This window comes from Mucilaginibacter sp. P4_C11 (assembly GCF_056402115.1).
This window is the reverse complement of the sequence record NZ_JBFUIA010000011.1, coordinates 32010-53864: the sequence shown is the minus strand read 5'-3', so window position 1 is coordinate 53864 and position 21855 is coordinate 32010. Positions and strand designations below refer to the sequence as shown.

At 42.3% G+C, this 21855-nt stretch carries 21 protein-coding genes and 1 tRNA gene; 18 read left to right on the top strand and 4 right to left on the bottom strand.

Going from position 1 to position 21855, the window contains the following annotated elements:
* Positions 1-43 precede the first annotated feature (43 nt).
* Complete coding sequence (locus AC1DU2_RS12000) at positions 44-4288, top strand: hypothetical protein (protein ID WP_477384631.1); 4245 nt, start codon at positions 44-46, stop codon at positions 4286-4288.
* A 1209-nt stretch (positions 4289-5497) separates the two neighbouring features.
* Here AC1DU2_RS12000 and AC1DU2_RS11995 read toward each other — a convergent pair.
* Together AC1DU2_RS11995 and AC1DU2_RS11990 are read right to left on the bottom strand one after the other, a co-directional pair.
* On the bottom strand, positions 5498-6331 hold the full coding sequence (locus AC1DU2_RS11995) for a nuclear transport factor 2 family protein (protein WP_477384629.1): 834 nt from the start codon (positions 6329-6331) through the stop codon (positions 5498-5500).
* A gap of 246 nt (positions 6332-6577) precedes the next feature.
* Positions 6578-8041: an ATP-dependent DNA helicase gene (locus AC1DU2_RS11990; RefSeq protein WP_090646885.1), complete on the bottom strand. Its 1464-nt coding sequence runs from the start codon at positions 8039-8041 to the stop codon at positions 6578-6580.
* A 36-nt stretch (positions 8042-8077) separates the two neighbouring features.
* Here AC1DU2_RS11990 and AC1DU2_RS11985 point away from each other — a divergent pair, with 36 nt between their 5' ends.
* The 3 genes from AC1DU2_RS11985 (at position 8078) to rsmD (ending at position 9963) form a co-directional block, all read left to right on the top strand.
* On the top strand, positions 8078-8545 hold the full coding sequence (locus AC1DU2_RS11985; RefSeq protein WP_477363035.1) for a hypothetical protein: 468 nt from the start codon (positions 8078-8080) through the stop codon (positions 8543-8545).
* Positions 8546-8623: 78 nt separating this feature from the next.
* The gene (locus AC1DU2_RS11980) at positions 8624-9436 is read left to right on the top strand and encodes a DUF3822 family protein (RefSeq protein WP_477384627.1); all 813 of its coding nucleotides are present in this window, start codon (positions 8624-8626) and stop codon (positions 9434-9436) included.
* A complete protein-coding gene (gene rsmD, locus AC1DU2_RS11975; protein WP_477384625.1) occupies positions 9412-9963 on the top strand; it encodes a 16S rRNA (guanine(966)-N(2))-methyltransferase RsmD in 552 nt (183 codons plus the stop codon). The genes AC1DU2_RS11980 and rsmD overlap by 25 nt, the downstream gene beginning before the upstream one ends.
* On the opposite strand, the gene AC1DU2_RS11970 is transcribed toward rsmD, so the two are convergent.
* Entirely contained in the window at positions 9960-10709 is a 750-nt protein-coding gene (locus AC1DU2_RS11970) for a DeoR/GlpR family DNA-binding transcription regulator (protein ID WP_477384623.1), read from the bottom strand. The genes rsmD and AC1DU2_RS11970 overlap by 4 nt on opposite strands.
* 57 nt (positions 10710-10766) lie before the next feature.
* On the opposite strand from AC1DU2_RS11970, the gene nudK reads away from it, so the two are divergent.
* The 3 genes from nudK (at position 10767) to coaD (ending at position 12239) form a co-directional block, all read left to right on the top strand.
* The gene (nudK, locus tag AC1DU2_RS11965) at positions 10767-11345 is read left to right on the top strand and encodes a GDP-mannose pyrophosphatase NudK (RefSeq protein ID WP_477384621.1); all 579 of its coding nucleotides are present in this window, start codon (positions 10767-10769) and stop codon (positions 11343-11345) included.
* Positions 11342-11710, top strand: coding sequence for a DUF4406 domain-containing protein (locus tag AC1DU2_RS11960; RefSeq protein ID WP_477384619.1), 369 nt, complete (start codon positions 11342-11344; stop codon positions 11708-11710). Before nudK ends, AC1DU2_RS11960 begins: the two co-directional genes overlap by 4 nt.
* A 67-nt stretch (positions 11711-11777) precedes the next feature.
* Positions 11778-12239: a pantetheine-phosphate adenylyltransferase gene (gene coaD / locus AC1DU2_RS11955; protein ID WP_147059583.1), complete on the top strand. Its 462-nt coding sequence runs from the start codon at positions 11778-11780 to the stop codon at positions 12237-12239.
* Here coaD and AC1DU2_RS11950 read toward each other — a convergent pair.
* Entirely contained in the window at positions 12208-12846 is a 639-nt protein-coding gene (locus AC1DU2_RS11950) for an NUDIX hydrolase (RefSeq protein WP_477384617.1), read from the bottom strand. The two genes, coaD and AC1DU2_RS11950, sit on opposite strands and share 32 nt — an antisense overlap.
* Between AC1DU2_RS11950 and pyrE the strand changes: the two genes are divergently transcribed.
* The 11 genes from pyrE (at position 12845) to AC1DU2_RS11895 (ending at position 21805) form a co-directional block, all read left to right on the top strand.
* Positions 12845-13504 carry an orotate phosphoribosyltransferase gene (pyrE, locus tag AC1DU2_RS11945; RefSeq protein WP_477384615.1) on the top strand — a complete coding sequence of 220 codons (660 nt, stop codon included), beginning with the start codon at positions 12845-12847 and terminating at the stop codon, positions 13502-13504. The two genes, AC1DU2_RS11950 and pyrE, sit on opposite strands and share 2 nt — an antisense overlap.
* Before the next feature lie 89 nt (positions 13505-13593).
* Positions 13594-13989 carry an SRPBCC family protein gene (locus tag AC1DU2_RS11940; protein WP_477384613.1) on the top strand — a complete coding sequence of 132 codons (396 nt, stop codon included), beginning with the start codon at positions 13594-13596 and terminating at the stop codon, positions 13987-13989.
* 381 nt (positions 13990-14370) lie between these two features.
* Complete coding sequence (locus AC1DU2_RS11935) at positions 14371-15999, top strand: ABC-F family ATP-binding cassette domain-containing protein (RefSeq protein WP_477384611.1); 1629 nt, start codon at positions 14371-14373, stop codon at positions 15997-15999.
* 107 nt (positions 16000-16106) lie between these two features.
* Positions 16107-16179 (top strand) — tRNA-Lys (locus tag AC1DU2_RS11930).
* A gap of 310 nt (positions 16180-16489) precedes the next feature.
* Positions 16490-17449, top strand: coding sequence for a fibronectin type III domain-containing protein (locus AC1DU2_RS11925; protein ID WP_477384609.1), 960 nt, complete (start codon positions 16490-16492; stop codon positions 17447-17449).
* A gap of 11 nt (positions 17450-17460) precedes the next feature.
* Positions 17461-17964, top strand: coding sequence for a hypothetical protein (locus tag AC1DU2_RS11920; RefSeq protein WP_477363065.1), 504 nt, complete (start codon positions 17461-17463; stop codon positions 17962-17964).
* Positions 17964-18560 (top strand): toxin-antitoxin system YwqK family antitoxin, encoded by a 597-nt coding sequence (locus tag AC1DU2_RS11915; protein WP_477384607.1) that lies wholly within the window; start codon positions 17964-17966, stop codon positions 18558-18560. Before AC1DU2_RS11920 ends, AC1DU2_RS11915 begins: the two co-directional genes overlap by 1 nt.
* The gene (locus AC1DU2_RS11910; protein WP_477384605.1) at positions 18553-19818 is read left to right on the top strand and encodes a hypothetical protein; all 1266 of its coding nucleotides are present in this window, start codon (positions 18553-18555) and stop codon (positions 19816-19818) included. The genes AC1DU2_RS11915 and AC1DU2_RS11910 overlap by 8 nt, the downstream gene beginning before the upstream one ends.
* A complete protein-coding gene (locus AC1DU2_RS11905; RefSeq protein ID WP_477384603.1) occupies positions 19800-20177 on the top strand; it encodes a hypothetical protein in 378 nt (125 codons plus the stop codon). The genes AC1DU2_RS11910 and AC1DU2_RS11905 overlap by 19 nt, the downstream gene beginning before the upstream one ends.
* On the top strand, positions 20164-20667 hold the full coding sequence (locus AC1DU2_RS11900; protein WP_477384601.1) for a PulJ/GspJ family protein: 504 nt from the start codon (positions 20164-20166) through the stop codon (positions 20665-20667). The genes AC1DU2_RS11905 and AC1DU2_RS11900 overlap by 14 nt, the downstream gene beginning before the upstream one ends.
* Positions 20639-21805 carry a type II secretion system F family protein gene (locus AC1DU2_RS11895; protein WP_477384598.1) on the top strand — a complete coding sequence of 389 codons (1167 nt, stop codon included), beginning with the start codon at positions 20639-20641 and terminating at the stop codon, positions 21803-21805. Before AC1DU2_RS11900 ends, AC1DU2_RS11895 begins: the two co-directional genes overlap by 29 nt.
* Positions 21806-21855: the final 50 nt, after the last annotated feature.

The following is a 21855-nucleotide window of genomic DNA, read 5'->3' as shown; positions in this document are numbered from 1 at the left end:
ACTTTTGGAGATTTTAATTGACCCAATTTATAGAATATAAGGAATGATAAACTGGAATAATATCCGGCCGCTAAATGGCAGTCAACATGAGGGTTTTGAAGAACTGATCTGTCAGTTAGCTAAGCGGGAACAGATTGGAGGACAAGTTGATTTTGTCCGCGCGGGTAAACCTGATGGTGGCAAGGAGTGTTACTGGCAATTGGATAATGGCGACCTCTACGCATGGCAGGCCAAATATTTCACGGGTTCATTTAACGATAGCCAATGGAAGCAAATCGATAAGTCGGTTATAGATACCATCAACCATCATAACAAACTAAAAAAATATTTCATTTGCTGCCCCTTAGATCGCCCTGACGGTAAGGTGGATAACCGGAAATCCTCATTAGAAAAATGGATGGAAAAGGTTAAAGAGTGGAAGGCTTATGCGCTAAAAAAAGGGATGACTATCGAAATTGAGTATTGGGGTAATTCAGAACTGGTGACCCGAATTTCGGCACGAGAAAATGAGGGCCTGACTTACTTTTGGTTTAACAGAGAGGAATTTAACGACGAATGGTTTGCGTACAGAAACAGTGAGAGCATATCCGCCTTAGGCGGCCGTTATACAGCTACCTTAAATTTCGAACTCCCGATCGCCAAGTATTTCGACGGGTTGGCCAGAGACGAGCGATTTGTCAAACGTCTAAATAAGCATTTCGCAAAATTATTTGAAAAATACAGATCCTTTCGTTTTCCGAAGGAAGAAATCTTTACCGACTATGAACAGCGGCTCGAACTATTGATGGCCAATTTCAAATCGGATTATTTACAAACCACATTCACTGGCACAAAAGTCATCAATTACCGTATCCTGGAAAAGACATTATATGAATGTCAGAACCTCGCAGATGAAATTGATTCTGCGCTTTATAAACTTCGACAGGAATGGGAGATGAACAAGCCTACACCCCAATATCAAAGCCGGCCTTTTGCTACGGAAATGAGTGATCTGCAGAAGCTGATAGATGAAATATATACATTTTATAAATTCTTTGACGGACCGGAATGCACATTGTCAAACTTACCGATATGCATTGTGACAGGAGAAGCGGGAGCTGGCAAATCACACTTACTTGCAGATATCGTAGAAAAAAGAGCTTCCAGGAAACAGCTGAGCCTGCTATTGCTCGGCGAAAGTTTTACCACAAAAGCCTCACCATGGTCACAGATACTACAACATCAGTTGCTAAAGACGAATATCGATGAGCTGACGTTTTTAGGCGCACTAAATGCCAAAGCCGAATCCCATGGATCGAGATTAATTATTTTTATCGATGCATTAAATGAAGGTGAAGGTCGTTTTATATGGCCTTCAAAATTGGAATCTTTTATCAAATTACTGGAACATTATCCCTTTTTGGGGTTAGTACTCAGCATACGTGATTCTTTCGTTGAACTGATTGCACCTGAAACACTTATTCACCAAAAACTGGCGGTGAGAGTTAAACACATTGGTTTTGCAGAAGCATCCTACGAAGCGTCCGTTATGTTTTTCAAATATTATGGTATTATACAACCGGGTTCGCCGTTATTAAACCCCGAATTTCAAAACCCGCTATTTCTGAAATTATTTTGCCAGTCCTTGCAAAAGAGAGGATTGAGTACTATCCCTCCCGGATATAACGGCATTACAGTAATTATCGATTTTTATCTGGAAGGTATCAATTATAAATTGGCTCAGGCTACGGAATGGGAATTTGATGATAAACTTAAACTCGTCCGAAAGGCAGTTCAAAATTCAGTACGGCAGATGGTGGCCGATAATACGGATCATTTAAGTTATGAATCGGCTTCAGAAATTGTGGAAGAGGTTTTTAAAGGCAAATGTGCACATCCGCAGCCATTCCTAAAAAGACTGATTTCCGAAGGAGTTTTTAATGAAGATTTGTTTTGGGACGATAACGGTGAAAGTTATTATGTTGTTTATTTTGCTTATCAGCGTTTCCAGGACCATATAGTCGCATCGATGTTATTGGATCTTTACCTGGATGATAAGCGGCCGGAAATATCGTTCAGTTCCGGCAAATTATTCGAACTGGTAAAGGATTACAGGGCATTAAGCATTTACAACAACCTGATCGAGGCATTGTCTATCCAATTACCCGAAAGGATTGGGATGGAGTTATTCGAGGTTGCGCCATTTTGTAAGATGTATCACCCTGTGGCGGAAGCCTTTATCAAGTCGCTTGTCTGGCGAAAGGAAGATACAATTACCCAAATGACTAAGAATTTTGTCAATGAAGTCGTTATGCCGGACGAGGATCTTTTCGATCAGTTTTTAGATACGGTTATATCTACTACCATGAAACCTGGGTATTATTTTAATGCAGATAGCTTACATCAATACCTGTCGACATTTAAGATGCAGGAACGGGACCTTCAGTGGACAACCTGGTTGCAAGATAAATATGGCCCAGGGTCACAACAGAATGCGATTAAGAGGTTGGTTGATTGGGCATTCGACGTAGATGCTGTTGCAAATATTGATGATGCCTCGATATTTTTAGGGGTCATTACTATGGCATGGTTTCTTTGTAGTTGTAATCGTTATCTGCGGGATTGTGCCACAAAATCAATGGTTAACTTGTTACAGCATCGGTTAGATCTTCTTGTTCCGCTTTTGGAGAAGTTTGAAAGCGTAGATGATATTTATATTACAGAACGGTTGTATGCTGTGACCTATGGATGCTTATTAAGATCTAAGCATACAAAGCATGTTGGACAAATAGCTGATTATACCTACCAGCGTATTTTTAATCAGAAAATGGTTGTTGCGCATGTGTTGCTTCGTGACTATGCTCGTGGCGTTGTTGAATATGCAAGGGATAAAGGCATCCGAATTCAAGCGGATATGATTATCGTAAGACCTCCCTATAAAAGCAAAAAACTGCCGACAAGATTGCCCACTGTAGAGGCAATTGATAAGAAGTATGAACCCCAATCAGATTCAGGACACTACGGGAACGACAATTGGGGGGCAACTGCGATTTTGTCTTCAATGACCACCGAGTATGGCCGTAAGATGGGAGGATATGGTGATTTCGGCCGATATGTATTTGGCTATACTTTCAGTGATTTTGATATAGATCAAAACAGGTTAAGTAATTATGCCGTTGATCTCATTTTTAAAATGGGATATGATCCAAATCTATTTACTGAATTTGATAATAAACAACCATCAAGCCGTGGAAGCGCACACAAAGAACGAATCGGAAAAAAATATCAGTGGATTATTATGCATGAATTGTTGGCGAGGGTTTCTGATAATTGCGTGTTATATGAAAAAGGATATGCGCCGGAAGATGGTGTCGTAAAATATGAAGGGCCATGGATGAAGGGTGTGCGGGATTTAGATCCATCCATGCTCATTAAGAAGACTAAAACAGATGGCTATGGCGATAAAGCGGAAAGTCCTTGGTTAAAAAAGTTTTCACATCGATGGGAGCAAGATAATCATGAATGGGTCAGGGATTCAACAGGTCAACCCGATCCACCGCAGGTGATACTATTTAAGGATCAAAATGATATTGACTGGTTATGGTTAGATCTGCACCCAGTATGGAGCCAACCAGATAATTTAGGCGAAGATAAATTACAAGGTCCATATAAGGAGGTCTGGTATTTAATAAGGAGTTACTTTGTAAAACCTAATCAAATAGATTCTATCAAAGATAAAGTCGCTAATGGGTTTCATGCGAGTCAATTTGACGAAGCGAAAAGTCTATCGAATGTGTTTACGAGGGAGTTCTATTCAGCCCCATCGTATTTATATTTTACCGACCCGGAAGATGAGAACGGAGACTGGATTTCTATACACCACGATAAAACAGGGAAATATATTGGACATCTTTTAAGAACTACAGAAAAATATTACTGGGAGGAGGAGTATGATTGCTCCAAGGAGGATGTGATAGGCTTTTCTAAACCTGCTAAGATTTTATGGAATGGGCTATCGTTAAACTATTCCTCAAAAGAGGGTGAACTAGTCGACTCCAATAATGAATTAATTTGCTTCGACCCTTCTGTCAACCACAAATCATCAAGAGGGCTTTTGGTCAGAAAGTCTGCAATAGATAAATTTTTAGCAAAAGAAGATTTGACTTTAATGTGGACCGTAGTTGGTGAGAAACAAGTTAACTCCAGATCTTGGAAAGGGAAGGATTATCCCGGACGGATGAATATGTCCGGGATTTATACATATTCAAATGGCGGCATATCGGGAGAATTATTTTTTAAACTGGACTAAATAATTAGTTATTTCTAAAAATCTATATAATAGGTAAAATAATAGACTGCACTTTTTTGGAGTTGTCTCCAACAAACTCGTCGATCGTTATTATGTCATAATAGCCAAAGCCATCTGCCCTCTGTTGTTATCGTTTGGCATCGCCAGATCATTGTCTAAAAGGAATTGGGATACGGCTTATGTTTTAACAAGTTTACCAGCGAGAACGATGTTGTTGGAGACAACTCCAACAACGGCGCAATTTTATCAATACCACGAAATAAACCGATTTAGCAATGACTTACCAGTGAAGATTTAACATTTCGAAAAAATCGGTTTAGCATACCCGCAGCTTGCGTTAAGGATTGGCGTGGAAAGCCCGGAGCATGTGTTGGCTGTGCGGGCAATGGCCTGCGAGGACTTGGAACAGAAAGCCTGACCACCGCTTCTACCAGCGGAGGGAACGCCCTGTTTAGTATCAAGTATTGAGTATCAAGTATCAAGATGACAGAGGATGCACGACGGTTGAAAAATAGTGTTAGATAACAGGGCGGCAACATCTCTTCACCCTTGTTGGTATACCCGCCCGCAATTATTGGAGTTGTCTCCACAGATGTTCGGAGGATTTTTAATTCCCTGTTTGGGGAGGGGCGCGGCAGGGGAAACGCATCTAAATAGCTAATGGAATGAGCGATACAAGCATCAAACGACACCTTGTTTTTATTGGCTGATCCTGGTTAAATGATCCGGCTACCGAAGGCAGTTGTATTGGCCAACAACAGGCACAAATATTAGGATGCACCTACATTACGCGATCAATTTAGTGTTAACCATGATTAATTATAAAATATTGATTATTAGACATTTATAAATATTTTTTTTGAAATGTGTTAAGTTATGTTAACCATGTTTCAGAAAAAAAGTACTAAGTCGTAAGTCTAAAGTTGATTTTTTCTTCTTTGACTTGGTACTTAAGACTTTGGGCTAAAGACTACCCGCCATTTTATCGATGACAAGACATTAGATGTATTTTCCCTGACGGCTGCGGTCGGAAATGAGCGCAAAGGCAGGCAGGGGTTTATACATGCGACAAGTTACAAAGCGACTTGAACGCCTGATTTAACCCCTACCTCCTCCTTCCCAGGGAAGGAATCACACACACCCTGCCTTGTTTATTTCATCCAGAACCCATATGGGAAGAAATAAATCCGGGATGACCTGGGTGGACTGTTAAAACATATCACCGACCTCCACACCTTCCGGCACCGCCTGCTCTACACTCCAGTGCTCGGCTATTTTACCGGCCTCAACCCTGAAGATCTGGTAAAACACAAACCCCTTCCCTCCTCTTTTAAATTGCGATTGAACCACAACAAAATTACCCTCGGCAATAACGCGGTGAATTTTCATTTCGCGGTTATGGCCGGTCAACAGGTATTCGTCCAATGCTTTACCGCTACTGGCAACCGCGGGGTCATGTTCTGTATAATTAACCTTAAGCAATTCAGCGGGCCTTTTTTTATCCAGGACAGCCTGATAAAATGCATTTACAACCTGCTTGCTATTTTCGGCAGAGGCGGTAGTATCAATTTCGGCAGTTCCGTTGGATGCGGTGATGGTTTGCCCGGTTTGATCAGGCATCTCCTGGATGGCGTCCCAATGCCCGGCCAACATCCCGTTTTCGAGTTCGAACAGATCGATAACAACCATCCGTTTGCCCATGAATTGAATATCAAGGTGGGTAACCACCATATTACCCTCCTGTATGGCCCTTATAATGGGCGATTTGGCCCCTTCGGGCGGCGGAGGCAACGTTTTAAGGTAATTGATCATGCCGGTAATACCGGCCCTGCCCTGGGCGACTGTAGGGTTGTGCTGCCTGTAGTTCTCCAGCACAAATTCGGGGACAAGTTCGGCCTTTCGCTGGCCGACAATCAGCTTATAAAATGACAGTACTTTTTGTTTATTTGACAGGGTATCCATAGGTGTATTTGCTTTGGCCGCAACAAACGCGCATAAAATAATGCAGCATATGCCCATTGCCGGTAAGTTTGTAATTTTCATTACGCTTGATTAGAAATATAAAAATTGAAACGTGTTTAAAACCTACACTGAAAAATCAGCGCTTCCGGGAACCTGTAATAACAGGCCGGGCATCAGGCTACCCTTTGTTGATATGTAGTTGAAGTGATTATGGAGTAAAGATAGTGTTTTGGACAAAGGACGAAAGACTTTTGGACAAAAGATTTTCAGACAAAGGAATCAAGGATAAAGCCAATGACTAATGACAGCGTAGCGAATGACTAATGACTAAAAAACCTCGGGAACTTTGTAAAACCGGTTATCGAAATTTACCAGGAATAACTCAGTTGTTGCGCGGGTAACGGCAGTGTAAAACCAGCGGAGAAAATCCATATTGATCATTTCGTCGGTTACGTAGCCCTGGTCAACAAAAACGGCGTCCCATTGGCCACCCTGTGCCTTATGGCAGGTGATGGCATACGCAAACTTGATTTGCAGGGCATTGTAATATGGATTTAGCTTCAGTTCGTTGTGCATGGCCCGTTTGTTGGTAAGGTGGGCGTAATCTTTCATTACCTCCTCGTAAAACTTTTTCTGGTTTTCCTGTGATAAAGCCGGCGAATCGGCATACAGGGTATCCAGCAATATTTTACAATCCAATACCGGGTCTTCGGCGTAGTCAATAAATTCTATCTGCACATCGGCAAAACGGAAACCGTACATTTCTTCCGTTCGGCGCACTTTACGAATCCGGGCAATATCGCCATTGGCAATAAAATCGGTGCTGTTTTCCTCGTTATCCTTTAGCCAGAAATAGTTGTTTTTTACAATCATAATCTGGTCGCCGCCGGTTAGCTCCTCTTCCCGGTACAAAATCCGGTTACGGATTTGCCCGTTGTACAGGTTAGCGTTTTTGTTCGACCGGCAGATGATGAGTGTTCTGTCGTAGCCGTATTTCCGGTAGGCGTATTCAAGTCCCTCGGGCAACCGTTCGCCCGTCATCCTGAAAACGTCTTTATAGCCTTTGGTTACAATTTTAGGGGCAACCGCTTCGTCTTTCCTGATCAGGTCACGAATTTCGGTCGCATTAAATAAAATCCCCGAATCCTTTTGCTGGCGTAGTACATCGGTTAGCTCATATTTAAAAATAGTCAGGCCGAATTTATCCTGCATTATTTTTTCGCTCAGGGCCGGGCTGGTATCTGAGCCTACAGGCGGCAGCTGGGCGGTATCGCCTACCAGCATTAGCTTACAGTTTTTATCGTTGTACACATACCGCAGCAAATCGAACAGCAGCGACACCCGGCCACCTATGGATTCGTCGCTGATCATGGATGCCTCATCAACTATAAACAACGTATCGCTTGACAGGTTATCGGCGATGGCAAAACCATCATCAAGTGTTAAGGCAGCCTTTTTACGGTAGATGCGTTTGTGAATAGTAAACGCCTTTTTACCCGAGTAATTGGTGATCACTTTAGCTGCTCGGCCTGTAGGCGCCAGTAGCACCGAGCGATAATTATACTGCTTAAGCGCTTTTACCAACGCCCCTACTATGGTAGTTTTACCGGTACCAGCGTACCCGCGCAGTATAAAACATTCATCACCTTCGCGGCTTTGCAAAAAAGTGTGCAACCTGTCGAACAGTTCCAGTTGCTGGCCGTTGGGAGTATGCGGAAATGCTTTGCGGATATGATCAATCACTGTCACCCTGCAAAAATGCTGATAAGTAATTGAAAAACCTTTAGCCATATTAAAAAGCTACGCAGATTAGTTATAAATTTGGCCATGGAATTTGAGGAATACAAGCAGGAAGAACAGCGCGAAGAAGACTACGTAGATATATACTCGCGCAAAGCAATATTCTGGTTTTCGGTATTCAATTTTATATATGGCGGGGTACTGCTTTGCATTAATTTGTGGGTTGCCGGTTACCGGAAGGCCGTAGCCGAAGTACTGATATTTTTATTGTTTGTACAGTTTTCATACGTTATGGCAATCAGGTACTCAGGCATTAATATTAGCCCGGAGGTGATAAAAAAAGCGGCTTCAGGTGTACCGTTAACCGTTAATGAAATGATCCCGCTGCTCCAGGTTGCCGGTATTACGATAGCTTTCCATATAGCCGCCGCGTTTATATTGTCGCGGTATTTCTTCAGGAAGTATTTCCCGGATGATGATTACTATCCGAAACCGATATTCAGGCCGCTGATCATTTATATTATACTTGCGTTATGCACCAGGTTTATGATTTGATTTTATCCGGATGCAAGCAATTAACCGCCGCCATGTATATGGTATCTGCTAAAAAATATTACTTTTGTTTAAATCGGCATGAGCGAATATAATTACAACTACCATGATGATGACTTTAGCCTTGATAAGGCGCAAGGTTATACTTTATTGATACAAATTGATAAAACAACGTTTACCTACGCTGTTACCGATCAAAATAGGCTTATCGCTGTTGCCGACAATCACCCGCTTGATGAATTAAGTAACCCGGAAGAGCTGCTCGACCTGTTATCAGCAAATTTTAAAAATGTAGTTATCGGCTTGCCTGCAACCGGTTTTTCGCTGCTGCCACAAACCGTTTTTAACCCGGAAAAACTTGCCTACCTGGCCCGTTTCCTGGATGTAAAAGCTGACGAAAAAGTGTTATCGCAACCAATTGACAGCCGCAATGTTATCATCTATAAAACACCCGAAACTATATTAAACGCAGCCGACGAATTTGGTTTGCGCCACACCGTTTACACATCAAAGGGCTGGTTAAATGTTTTGGCCCGCAATCAGCCCGGCGACAGAGACCTGTACGTAAACATTAATGGTGATACGGTTGAAATTGCCAACTTCAATTTCAGCAAACTGCGTTTTTACAACACATTTGAATTTGCCGGCGAAGATGAACTGGCCTATTTTGTATCCCTGGTAACCGACGAGTTAAACCTGCAACCCGCCTACACTTACGTTTATATAAGTGGAGACGTTGATGCAGGCGACAAAAACATTACCCGCCTGGCCGAATTTTTTGGAAAGGTTGAGGTGAATACTACTAAAATTCTGCAAACCCCGCTTGAAATTGAGGGGCATAAAATATTGTCACTTTCTGCCCTGTCATTATGCGTATCATCGGAGGCACTTTAAGAGGGTTAAGGCTTAATCCACCCAAAAATCTTCCGGTGCGCCCCACTACCGATCTGGCCAAGGAAGCACTTTTTAATATTCTGTTGAATCAGATAGAATTTGAAGGCATCAAGGTGCTTGATCTTTTTAGCGGCACCGGCAATATTTCATTAGAATTTGCATCGAGAGGCGCAACGGAAGTAATATCTGTAGACAGGAGCATCCATTGTGTTAACTATCTTAAAGACACATCGCGCCAGCATAAGCTTGACCAGGTGAAGGTGTATAAGGAAGATGTTTTCAAATATCTGCAAATGGAAACCGAGCAGTACGACCTTGTTTTTGCCGATCCTCCGTATGACCTGAACAAGATCCCCGAGATACCGAAAATAGTTTTTGAACGGAACATACTATTACCAGGGGCTTTGCTGATTGTAGAGCATCAATCGATGCAAAACATTAGTCAGCATCCGTCATTTGTGGAGCAGCGAAAGTATGGACACTCATCGTTTTCGTTTTTTAGGAACGATACTGCCGAACAGGCTTAATCCACTTTCAGAATAACCAAAGGGGTTTCTGCAAAAAGCTGAAGCTTTTCATCATCTGCATTGGTAATTATAGCGTCAACCTGGCTTATATCGGCAAATTTCAAATAAGTCTCGTTGTTTATTTTACCGGCATCGCATAAGATATAGGTAAAGGCACTTTGTTTGATATAAGCCGATGTTATTTCTGCTTCCAGTTCGCTGTTTGCAAATAAACCGTTTGGAGATATGCCGTCAACGCCTAAAAAGGCCTTACCGGCTCTGTATCGGCCAATATGCTCATTTGCTGCTTTGCCGTGTACGGCTTGCCTTTTGCTGTCGAACTCTCCTCCTATTATATTCAGGGAGACCTGGCAGTTCTGCAATTCATAAATAACAGGCAATGAGTTTGTTATTACCTTTATTTTTTTATTTTTTATAAACTGGCATAACCTGAAAACGGTACTGCCGCAATCCATAAAAATAATATCTCCGTCGTGAATATGCCCGGCAGCTTTGCGGCAAATATTGTCTTTAGCACTTGAGTTTTGTGCCACTTTATTTACAAAATCTTGTGGTTTTGCTAAAGGATCAACCTTCATGGCGCCGCCGTGGGTGCGGTAAAGTAAACCGTCGCTGGCAAGTTGGTTTAAATCGCGCCGGGCGGTTATCTCCGAGATAGCAAGGGTCGCTGCCAACTCTTTGATATCAACCTCGCCGATACTATCTAATTGCTCGAGTATTTTTTGTTTTCTTTTTTGAAAGTTCATTTAAATAACGTTCATTTGTTCAAAAATAATCAAAATAGATCAAAAACAATCAAAATAATGGATAAAATCAGAATATTACAAACAGAGATCCTCTCCAAGAATTGGTATACACTCAATAATGTAACGTTTGAGGCTATTAAACAAGATGGATCGGTACATCAACTCACGCGCGAAGCTTATGACCGGGGCAACGGCGCAACTATATTGCTTTACAACACACATCTTAAAACTGTGATACTTACCCGCCAGTTCAGGATGCCTACCTATATTAATGGCAACCACGACGGGATGCTTATTGAGTGCTGCGCAGGACTGTTGGATGAAAACAACGCGGAAGATTGCATCAGGAAAGAAACCGAGGAAGAAACCGGTTATAAAATAACCAATATAAAAAAGGTGTTTGAGGCTTACATGTCGCCAGGATCGGTAACAGAAATATTATATTTTTTTGTAGCTGAATATACACCCGACATGAAAGTAAGCGACGGCGGCGGCCTGGATGAAGAAAACGAAAACATAGAAGTATTGGAACTGCCATTTATGCAGGCTTTAAACATGATTAGTACCGGCGAAATTAAGGACGCCAAAACAATAATGCTTTTACAGTACGCGCAAATAAACAACCTGGTATCATGACAGGTAAACCTTTAATCATTTTAATTGCAGGCCCCTACCGATCTGGCACAAATGACGATCCCGAACTGATGGCCAATAATTTAAGAAAAATGGAAGAAGCCGCGCTACCCATTTTCAGGGCCGGGCACATTCCGGTAATAGGCGAATGGCTTGCCTTGCCCCTGTTAAAGCAAGCAGGATCAACACATCCGGGGGATGAAGCTTATCAGGAAATCTCGTACCCGGTATCGCGGCGGATACTGGCCAAATGTGATGCCATTTTAAGGATAACCGGCGAATCAAAAGGGGCCGATGGCGATGTACAAATTGCCCTGGAGCAAGGCATTAAGGTTTATTACAACCTGGAAGATATTATCGCGCTTTAAATTCAACGGCGTGCTTAAACTTTAAAAATCATTACTACTTTTGATATAGTATTAACACCATGCTACTATGAAGATCGCCCTTTTCCCAGGTTCGTTTGATCCGGTTACCAAAGCACATGTAGATATTGTCAAACGCTCTGTTGGTCTGTTTGATAAGCTTTATATAGGCGTTGGCGCCAATAGCAGCAAACAAGGATTATTGAGTATTGAAACCCGGGAGCAAATGTTACGGGCTGTTTTTAAGCATGACGACCGGATACACATTGTAGCCTATGAAGGCCTTACCGTAAATTTTTGCAAAAGCATCGGTGCCACCTACATGATCAGGGGTATCCGTACGGTATCTGATTTTGAGTACGAAAAGGCAATAGCCCAGATGAACCATGCATTAATGCCCGACATTGAAAGCATATTTATTGTAAGTAAACCCGGCTACTCGTCTATCAGTTCAACCATCGTACGCGAAATTATGCGCCACCATGGCGATGTGGCCCAGTTTATCCCTTCAGAGGCATTAGCTTATTTGTAGCCAGTTTTTCTTTGTGTAACACGTCCAGTATAGATGGAAAGGTATTGTCGATAATAGGCTCGATGTGTTCTTTTTCAAACCAGCGCACATCAGTAATACCTTCTTCTTTTTGGGGTTTTAGTTTTTCTTTACCCTTGCAATCCATTTTAAACCAGTGCGTTTTTTTCAGCACTATTTCTCCGCGGTTTATATATACATGGTAGGTTTTACAAATTTTCTCGTTAAGCCTGCTTACTTTAATGCCACACTCCTCTTCTACCTCGCGTACGGCGGCTTCTTTAACTTTTTCGTCTTTCTCAATTTTACCTTTAGGCAAATCCCATTTATCGTTACGGTAAATAAATAAATAGTTACCCGCGGTATTCTTAACCAGGCCACCAGCAGCCTCAATAACTGTAATGCTTTTTTTAACAGATTTTAAAAATTCTTTAACATTATTACATTTGATGTAGAACAGCTTTTTGGGGTTGGCCAGTATCCAGGTGTAAATTATTTTAAGATCAAAGACCTCTGCATCAAGCTTTTCGTAATTTTCTACTCCATGAGGTTCTGATTCAGTCAGCAGGATAACCTTTTCGTTAATATAAATTCTGTATTTTTGAGCCATGTTTAATAATAATGAGATAGAACAGCAGGTTGCCGAGTTCCTGCTGCAAATTAAAGCAATTAAATTACAACCTAATAATCCTTTTACATGGGCATCAGGATGGAAATCGCCTATTTACTGCGATAATAGGGTAACACTGTCTCATCCGTCAATCCGCACCTATATCAGGCAACAATTAACTGTTATTATCCAGGAAAAATTTGGTAGTGTTGGCTGCATAGCCGGCGTTGCTACAGCAGGCATTCCGCAAGGAGCGCTGGTAGCGCAGGAAATGGGCCTGCCTTTTATATATGTACGGGCCAAAGCAAAAGAACATGGTACAGGTAGCTTAATTGAGGGCGATGTGCAAACTACTACCGGCAAAAGGGTTGTTGTAATTGAAGACCTGATATCAACCGGAAAAAGCAGCCTTCAAGCTGTCGACGCGTTAAAAAGCGCCGGATTTGAAGTAGCGGGCCTTGCTGCCATTTTTAGCTACGGTTTTGATATAGCTACCGAAAATTTTAAAAATGCGGGCTGCCCCTTTGTAACACTATCAAACTACAACGCTTTGATAAAATATGCCGAAGCAAACCAATACATCAGCGAAAAAGATGTGGCCTTATTAGCCCAGTGGCGCGAAAAGCCATCTGCCTGGGGGCAAATTGCATCAAGCTAAAAAATAGTTTTGAGTTATGAGTATTGGGTTGTGAGTTTCATTTGCCCATTTAAAACTTATAACTCAGCACTCAAAAATTAAAACTTCTTATGACTACATTTACCAGTTCCATCAGCATAAACAAACCGATAAACGAGGTTTACAACTATTTGGCAGATTTTAATAATCACCAAAAACTAATGCCCGATAGCATACAGGAATGGGTGTCTACCATCGATGAGGCAAGTTTTAGCATACCCAATATGGCCAAGCTATCATTAAAGATAGATAACCGTGTTGCAAACCAGGAAATTGTAATTAAGCCGGCGGCAAAACCACCCTTTGCTTTAGAACTAAAATGGTCGCTATCCCCAAATAACGACCAAACAGATGTTGTTTTTACTATTAATGCAGAGTTAAGCATGATGCTGAAGATGCTTGCTTCCGGGCCCCTGCAAAAATTAGCCGACCATGAAACGCAAAGTTTAAAAGGCCTGTTAGCCTAAATTTGCGCTGGCATTTTAAGGCTATTAGTATACCTTACGTTTTTGTATGTTGTTGACAGCTATTACTACGTTGATAATAATTAAGCTCACGATTAGTGCTCCCATGACTGTGAAAAAATTAAAAATTAATTAATATAAAATAATATAGTCAAAGGTTGTTCCATTTATTTATAATTGGTAAATTATAGTGTATAACGTATAAATCAGGCGTTTAGTTTCAACCCTGCGAATATTTTTGTGCAATAGTATCCACGTTTGACAAAAAGATTGGGCAAACAAATTCTTCCCCATATCCACAATCATTTACATAAACATAATATCAGCTTAATTTACCATAAACGAAGTTTTTAGCTTATTTTTGCGCCAAATTACAGGTGCAGCATGATCACGGTATCCAATCTATCTTTACGTTACGGTAAACGTACTTTATTTGAAGACGTTAATCTTAAATTCTCTCAAGGCAATTGCTACGGCATTATTGGTGCTAATGGCGCCGGTAAATCAACATTTTTAAAAATCCTTTCAGGAGATATTGACCCAACCAGTGGTTCGGTGAGCTTCACCCCTGGCGAACGCATGGCGGTATTAAGTCAAAACCACTATGCTTTTGACGAATTTACAGTACTTGAAACCGTAATGATGGGCCACAAGGAAATGTATGCTGTAATGAAGGAAAAAGACGCCATTTACCTGAAAGAAGATTTTACCGATGCCGATGGCGAACGCGCCGGGGAACTGGAAAATCTTTTTGCTGAGATGGATGGCTGGAATGCCGAAAGTAATGCAGCTACCCTATTAAGCAACCTTGGCATAAAGGAGGAATTTCATTACAACTTGGTAAAAGACCTGGATAATACCCAAAAAGTACGTGTATTGTTGGCCCAGGCACTTTTTGGCAAACCCGATATTTTACTATTGGATGAGCCTACCAACGACCTGGACATTCATACCGTGAGCTGGCTGGAGGATTTTTTAGCTTCGTATGAGGCCATTGTTTTGGTGGTATCGCATGACAGGCACTTCCTGGATACCGTGTGTACGCACGTGGTGGATATCGACTTCGCTAAAATGACCATTTATACCGGTAACTATACCTTCTGGTACGAATCGAGCCAGCTTGCGCTGAAACAACGTTCTGATCAGAATAAAAAGACGGAAGAGCGGGTTAAGGAATTACAGGAGTTTATCCGCAGGTTTAGCGCCAACGCCTCAAAATCAAAACAGGCCACCAGCCGGAAGAAGGCTCTGGACAAGATTAATATTGATGAAATTCAACCATCAAACCGTAAATATCCGGGCATCATATTTAATAACCTTGGCCGCGAAGCCGGCGACCAGATATTACAGGTTGAGAACCTGAAGAAATCGCTTAACGGCGAGTTGTTGTTCAATAATATTAGCTTCACTGTTAATAAGGGTGATAAAATTGCCATATTATCACAAAACAGCCTTGCTACAACAGCCCTTTATAATGTATTAACCGGCAGAGACACCGATTTTAAGGGCACATTTAAATGGGGTGTTACCATAAACCCGGCAGATATCCCTATTGATAACGCCGAATACTTTAAAGGCAAAGATGATAACCTGATTGACTGGTTGCGCGAATATTCACCAGGCGAGAAGGACGATCAGTTTATCCGCGGTTTTTTAGGCCGGATGCTATTCTCGGGCGAAGAAGTATTAAAGAAAAGCAATGTACTATCAGGAGGTGAAAAAATGCGCTGCATGTTTAGCCGCATGATGCTGCAACAAGCCAACTTGCTGATGTTTGATGAACCAACCAACCACCTCGACCTGGAATCCATCACCGCGCTTAATAATGGCATGAAAGACTTCAGGGGCACCATACTGTTCACCTCACGTGACCATGAACTGGTAGAAACCGTAGCCAACCGCATTATTGAATTAACACCTGGCGGCTATATTGATAAGCTGATGACTTACGATGAATACATCAATAGCCCGGTAGTACAAAAACAACGTGAAGATTTGTACGCGGCAGTTTAAAAGTCAGGAAGTTAGAAAATGACAAAATACTTTCAGACTTTCCGGCTTTCAGACTTTCGCGCTCAAATAAAAATTAGCATATTTGCAACCCGGCAAAAAACCGGAACGACTTGGTAGCTCAGCCGGTAGAGCAACTGACTCTTAATCAGTGGGTCGAGAGTTCGATCCTCTCCCAGGTCACTCTTCGGGACAGGCTGGAAAAATCCAGTTCTGTCCCGTTTTTTATTTCCGATAATTCACTGTTAATCAAATATATAAAATCGGCACTTCATTTACCCCTGGTGTTCGATACTCCCCTTTTTCTATTTCAAATTTTTATGGAAAAATTGCGCCATCCAGGTAAAAAATATACTTGAAAGCGCCCCGTCGTATTCTGGCAGCCTTACATCATAACAATTATAAGGGAATCGCAATATCCTTTAATCTAAAGTTTTGTTTTATCGAGATATTGTTTTCATATAATTAATACTTATTCCTAAATTAGTCGGGAATGAAACTTAAACACTTATTTTACATTTTCCCTGTCTTTTTGGCTTTAAACGAACTGCTTTCGTCATGTAAAGAGTTCATAGAACCTTCAATTGACAAAAGGCAAGTGACGCTTGAAGCACCATCAGACCAGTACTTAAGTACTAAATACACCGTTAATTTCTGGTGGGATGAAGTTGAGGATGCACTAAGTTACAGGCTGCAAGTGGTTACACCCCGTTTCGATTCCGTTGGTAGCCTGATCCTGGATACGCTGGTTAAAGGCAACAAATTTACTTCGACCCTGGAGCCGGGAAACTATCAATGGCGGGTTAGGGCAGAAAATGGCAGCTCACAGACGAATTATTCGCCAACCAGGAACTTTGTTGTCGAAGAGTCGTCACTAACCAATCAAACTGTCACCCTTGCATCACCGGCTAACAATTTGGTTACAAGCACAAATGCATCCCTGTTTAAATGGAACAGCTTATACGGCGCTACTAAATACCAGGTGGAGATTGATACAAATAACTTTGCAAATGAAGATGCGTTGGTGTATAACCAGGTTGTCCCCGGGCTCCAGGTTAATTTTACCTTTCCGAAGGATCAGGTTTACGGTTGGCGGGTTAGGGCAGAAAATGAGACTGAGCAATCCAAATGGTCGGCTATTAATTATGTAACCTATCAATTGCCGCTGCCTGCACAGGTTAGCCTGGTGTCGCCGGCTAACGGAAGTAGTATTAGTTTACCAGTGCAGTTAAGCTGGAATTCGGTCACCGGGGTGCCGGGATATAAATTATATGTATTTAAAAGCGATTCGACCACCCTGTATAGTAACAATTTTCCAATGACGGTCAATTCTACCGGGTATAACTTTACACTTGGCGTTACAGGTGAGAAGATATATTGGAAAGTAAGTGCATTAAATGCCTCGGGTAAGGAAGGGAAAGCCAGTGCGCTTAGAAATTTTGTACTGTTTTAAGCCAATAGATCATGGTCAAAAAAAATAAGGCATTAACATATGTACTAATTGTTGTTGTATTGCTGGTATGGGGGCTCATCATTTACCGTATAGTTATTGCTTACAGCAGCAACCATGATGAAAGTTATGTACCGCCACCTGCACCTAAAGAGGTTTTTAATGATTATGCAGTACCAAAAGATACCGCTCGCCTCCTGCTGAATTACCGTGATCCATTTGGGATTGCTGCCAGGAAAGACACCGCAAAGCCACTGCCCAGGATCCGCCAGAATACCGGAATTGCGCGGGCCAATGTGCCGCCGCCTTTCAACTGGGATATTATACGGTATTCAGGATATATCAAAAACCCGGGGTCTAAAAAACTGATTGCTTTTATGAAAATAAACGGCCAGGAAGCGATGATGAGCGAGGGAGAAACGATAGGGCAATTTAAACTGGTTCGGAATATGAAAGATTCTGTACTGTTTAAGAGCGGAGGCAAAACAAAATATATTCATATCCAACCTGCAATTTAATGAAATTCATTTATACAGCTTTTTTTATCTTTTTTTACTGCTGCTCATTCGGGCAAAAAATGCCTGATTATGGTTTTCACAAAGTGAGGATAACAGATACCGACCGGACGATACTGGCAGAAACTATACCTGTTAATTCAAATCCTGATGTGCAAAGCACACTTACTTATTACTGGTATGCAACCAATAAGGTACATACCCTTCAAGGCGGTTTTAGCGGGCGTTTATTAAATGGCGCCTATACCGAAACATACCTTAACCATAACACCCGAACCATGGGCACGTTTAAAAAGGGACTAAAAGACGGAACCTGGAAAGATTGGGATGAACGCGGTACCCTGATACAGGTAGTTAACTGGCACAATGGAATACGTTCGGGCAGCTTTAGCTTTTTTAACCCGGATGGCAGCCTGAAACAAAGCGGAGAATACCACCAAAATGAATTGGATGGCCCCGTGGTATTTCACGAAAGCCGCGATTCTTCACGGATAGTTTATTATAACAACGGTAGGGCTTTGAATAGAAAGCCGCGTTCGCTTTTTGACAAGGTTAATATTTTTAAAAAGAAGCCCAAGCCGGGCAAGGGTCATGCTTAAAGGCTCGGCGCTTTATATCGTCATTATTATCAGCCTGGTAATTGCCTTAATATGCGCTACCCTTGTGCTGGCAGCTTATTTTTTCAGGGGGCAATACCTGGTAAAGTCGCGGTTTGACCGTTTACAGGATAACCTTTCGTCGGGAGTACATATCCTGCTGCGGACAAATGATCCAGCCTACTTACAAGGGAAGACATTGAATTTGTTCAATAATGGCGATGATTCTGTACAGATCAAAAATATTCCCTGGGGTATCTATGACATCGGCGTTGTGGAAGCGTTTAAGCAGCAGGACACACTAATTAAAGTATTTTCTACTGCTTTTGCAATCGATTCATCCAAATGGGCAGCTATCTACCTGATAGATGAAGACAGGTCGGTCTCGGTAAGCGGAAATACTACAATCCGCGGTGACGCATACCTGCCAAAGGCCGGCGTAAAGGCCGCATATGTAGATAATAAAGCTTATCAAGGCGACAAAAGAATGGTCGTGGGCAACATTCATGACAGCCAGCGTAGCCTGCCCCCGTTGAATAACACCCGCCTGAACGGTTTGGAAAAGCTGTTTAATAATCAGGGGGCTACTGTAAATAAGAACTGGCATGTAGATACGCTTGCGGCTTCGTTTCGCCGCCCTGCCAATATTGTTAACCTGGGCAACAGCCCATACACTATAAAAAACACCAAATTGTCGGGTAACATTATGCTGTATGCAGACACGTTGCTTACTATAGATAGTACCGCGATATTGAATAATGTGATGATATTTGCAAAGGCCATCGTTGTTAAAAGCGGTTTCCACGGGAGTTGCCAGCTCTTTGCTTCTGATTCTATAAGTATCGAAAAAAACTGCAGGTTGGAGTATCCTTCTTGCCTTGGCCTGCTGCGTTATAAGTCACCGACGATTGGTTTTCCGCCACAAATTATTATCGGTCAAAACGCCCAGGTCAATGGCACCATATTCACTTACGAAAAAGAAGCTTCTGCCCTGCCGGCAACCATCAGTTTGGGCAAAGGAGCCCAGGTGAGCGGACAAATTTATGCACAACATATTCTTTCGACCAAAGACAGCGCCGCGGTTAAAGGGAGTGTTTTTACCACGCGTTTTATGTACCAAACGGCATTTAGCCGGTATGAAAACTACCTGATAAACCTTAAAATAGATGCACCCGCTTTATCACGATATTACCTGACCAGCGACCTTATTCCTGTAGCCTCGTCTGAAAAAAAAATACTGCAATGGCTGGAGGTAAAATAAAGAAAAACGGGATGCTGAAGGCCGCTACTATTGTAGAAGTGGTGGTGGCCCTTGTGATTATTGTTGTGGTATTTGGTATGGCCATGATGATATTTGCCAATGTAACACAACAAGCAATATCCACAAAAAAAATGCGGGCAACGGCTGTGCTCAGAAATGCCCTGCTTAAAGCAGAACAATCCCGGCAACTGCCCCAGGAAGCTTTTAACCAGGATGGCTTCCGCATTATACCAGTGGTTAAACCATTTGAAAGCGGACCGGGCCTTAGCGAGTTTTATTTGACCGCTTATGACGAAAACCAACGGGAGATAGCAAAGGTTTCGGAAATAATGATCAATAATGACAATGTTAAACCATAAATTAAAGGCCTTCACCATTATGGAAGTAACCATTGCACTGTTGGTGTCGGGGATACTGATAGCCATAGTTTATGTGGCATTTGCGGTGGTAAGCAATTCGTACCATGCATTTGTATTCAAAAATGATGAATCGGCAAATTTGGCGCAGCTTGACCTTTTGCTTAGTCGCGATTTCCGGCGCGCCGACCTGATCGAAAAAACCGATTCCGGTTTATTTTTCAAGAATAATAAAGACAACATCCGATACGTGCTCAATAGTGATTATATTGTGCGTACCAATGGCATAACAGACACCTTTAAGTTTAAAACAACCCGTACCAATATGCTTTTTGAGCAACACGCCATTGAAACCGGGCCCGACCCTTTAGATAACAGGGTTGACGAACTGGAATTTGATTTGCTATTACACAACGATAAAATGACTTTTCATTATTATAAACAATACAGTTCTGCTAACCTTTTTGAACAGGATACCCATGCCGGCAATTGACCTGAGCCAATACGAAAAGAAGAAAACCCCCAAACCTGCAAAGCAGGAAGGCAAGGGCGGTATTATTGCGTTTTTAAACCGGGATATCAGTTTTGGAAGCAAGGAACTTAACGATAAAAAAAAGGAATACCTATACCTGGAGCTAAGCTCGCTCCTGTTAGCCGGCATCAATTTAAAAACCAGCCTGGAACTTGTAACCGCCGAACAGGAAAAAGAAAGCGACAAAAAACTGTTTGCAGCCATACAGGATAGCGTATTGAATAATGGCATAGCCCTTTCCAAAGCCCTGGAAAAATCGGGTAAGTTTTCTCTGTACGAGGTATATAGTATCCAGATTGGCGAGGAAACCGGCCAACTGGCCATGGTGCTGCAGGACCTGGCTAAATATTACCAGGGCAGGATAAAACAAAGGCGCAAGATAGTTTCCACACTTTCCTACCCCTGCATGGTGCTGCTATCGTCATTTGGCGCGGTGTATTTTATGCTGAAGGTGGTAGTGCCCATGTTTGCCGATGTGCTCAAACGCTTCGGAGGGCAGTTGCCCTGGATTACCGAACTTGTAATAACCATCTCCAAGGGGTTGGAAACCTATTTTCTGCCTGCCTTCCTCTTCATTACCGCTATCGTCGTTTTCCTTTTCCGGGTGCGCAAAACGATACTTTACCGCAAAATATCTTCCGGTTTTGTATTGAAGGTGCCGGTGGCGGGTAACCTGGTGATAAAGATATACCTGGGCCGGTTCTGCAATTCCATGCGATTGCTTACCGGCTCGCACGTGCCGTTGTTAAGGGCTATTGCCTTGAGCAGGCAGATGGTGGGCTGGTACCCCATTGAATCATCACTCCAAAAGGTAGAAGACGATATCCTGAATGGTAAATCGCTGCACCAGAGCTTGCAGCAGTTCAAGATATACCCGTCAAAAATGATCCAGCTGGTAAGGATTGGCGAAGAATCAAACAAGCTGGACTACTTTTTTGCCAAAATAGCCGAGCAGTACGGCGAGGAGGTAGAATACCAAACAGCCTCCCTAAGCAGTATCATGGAACCCCTTTTTATCATTGTGGTAGGCTTCCTGGTTGGGGTAATTATGATTGCCATGTACCTGCCGATGTTCCAGATGGGGAATACCTTTCAATAGAAACCGGGGGGCGCAGGGGGTCGGTTTTGCCGCCCCGACCTGCCCGCGCT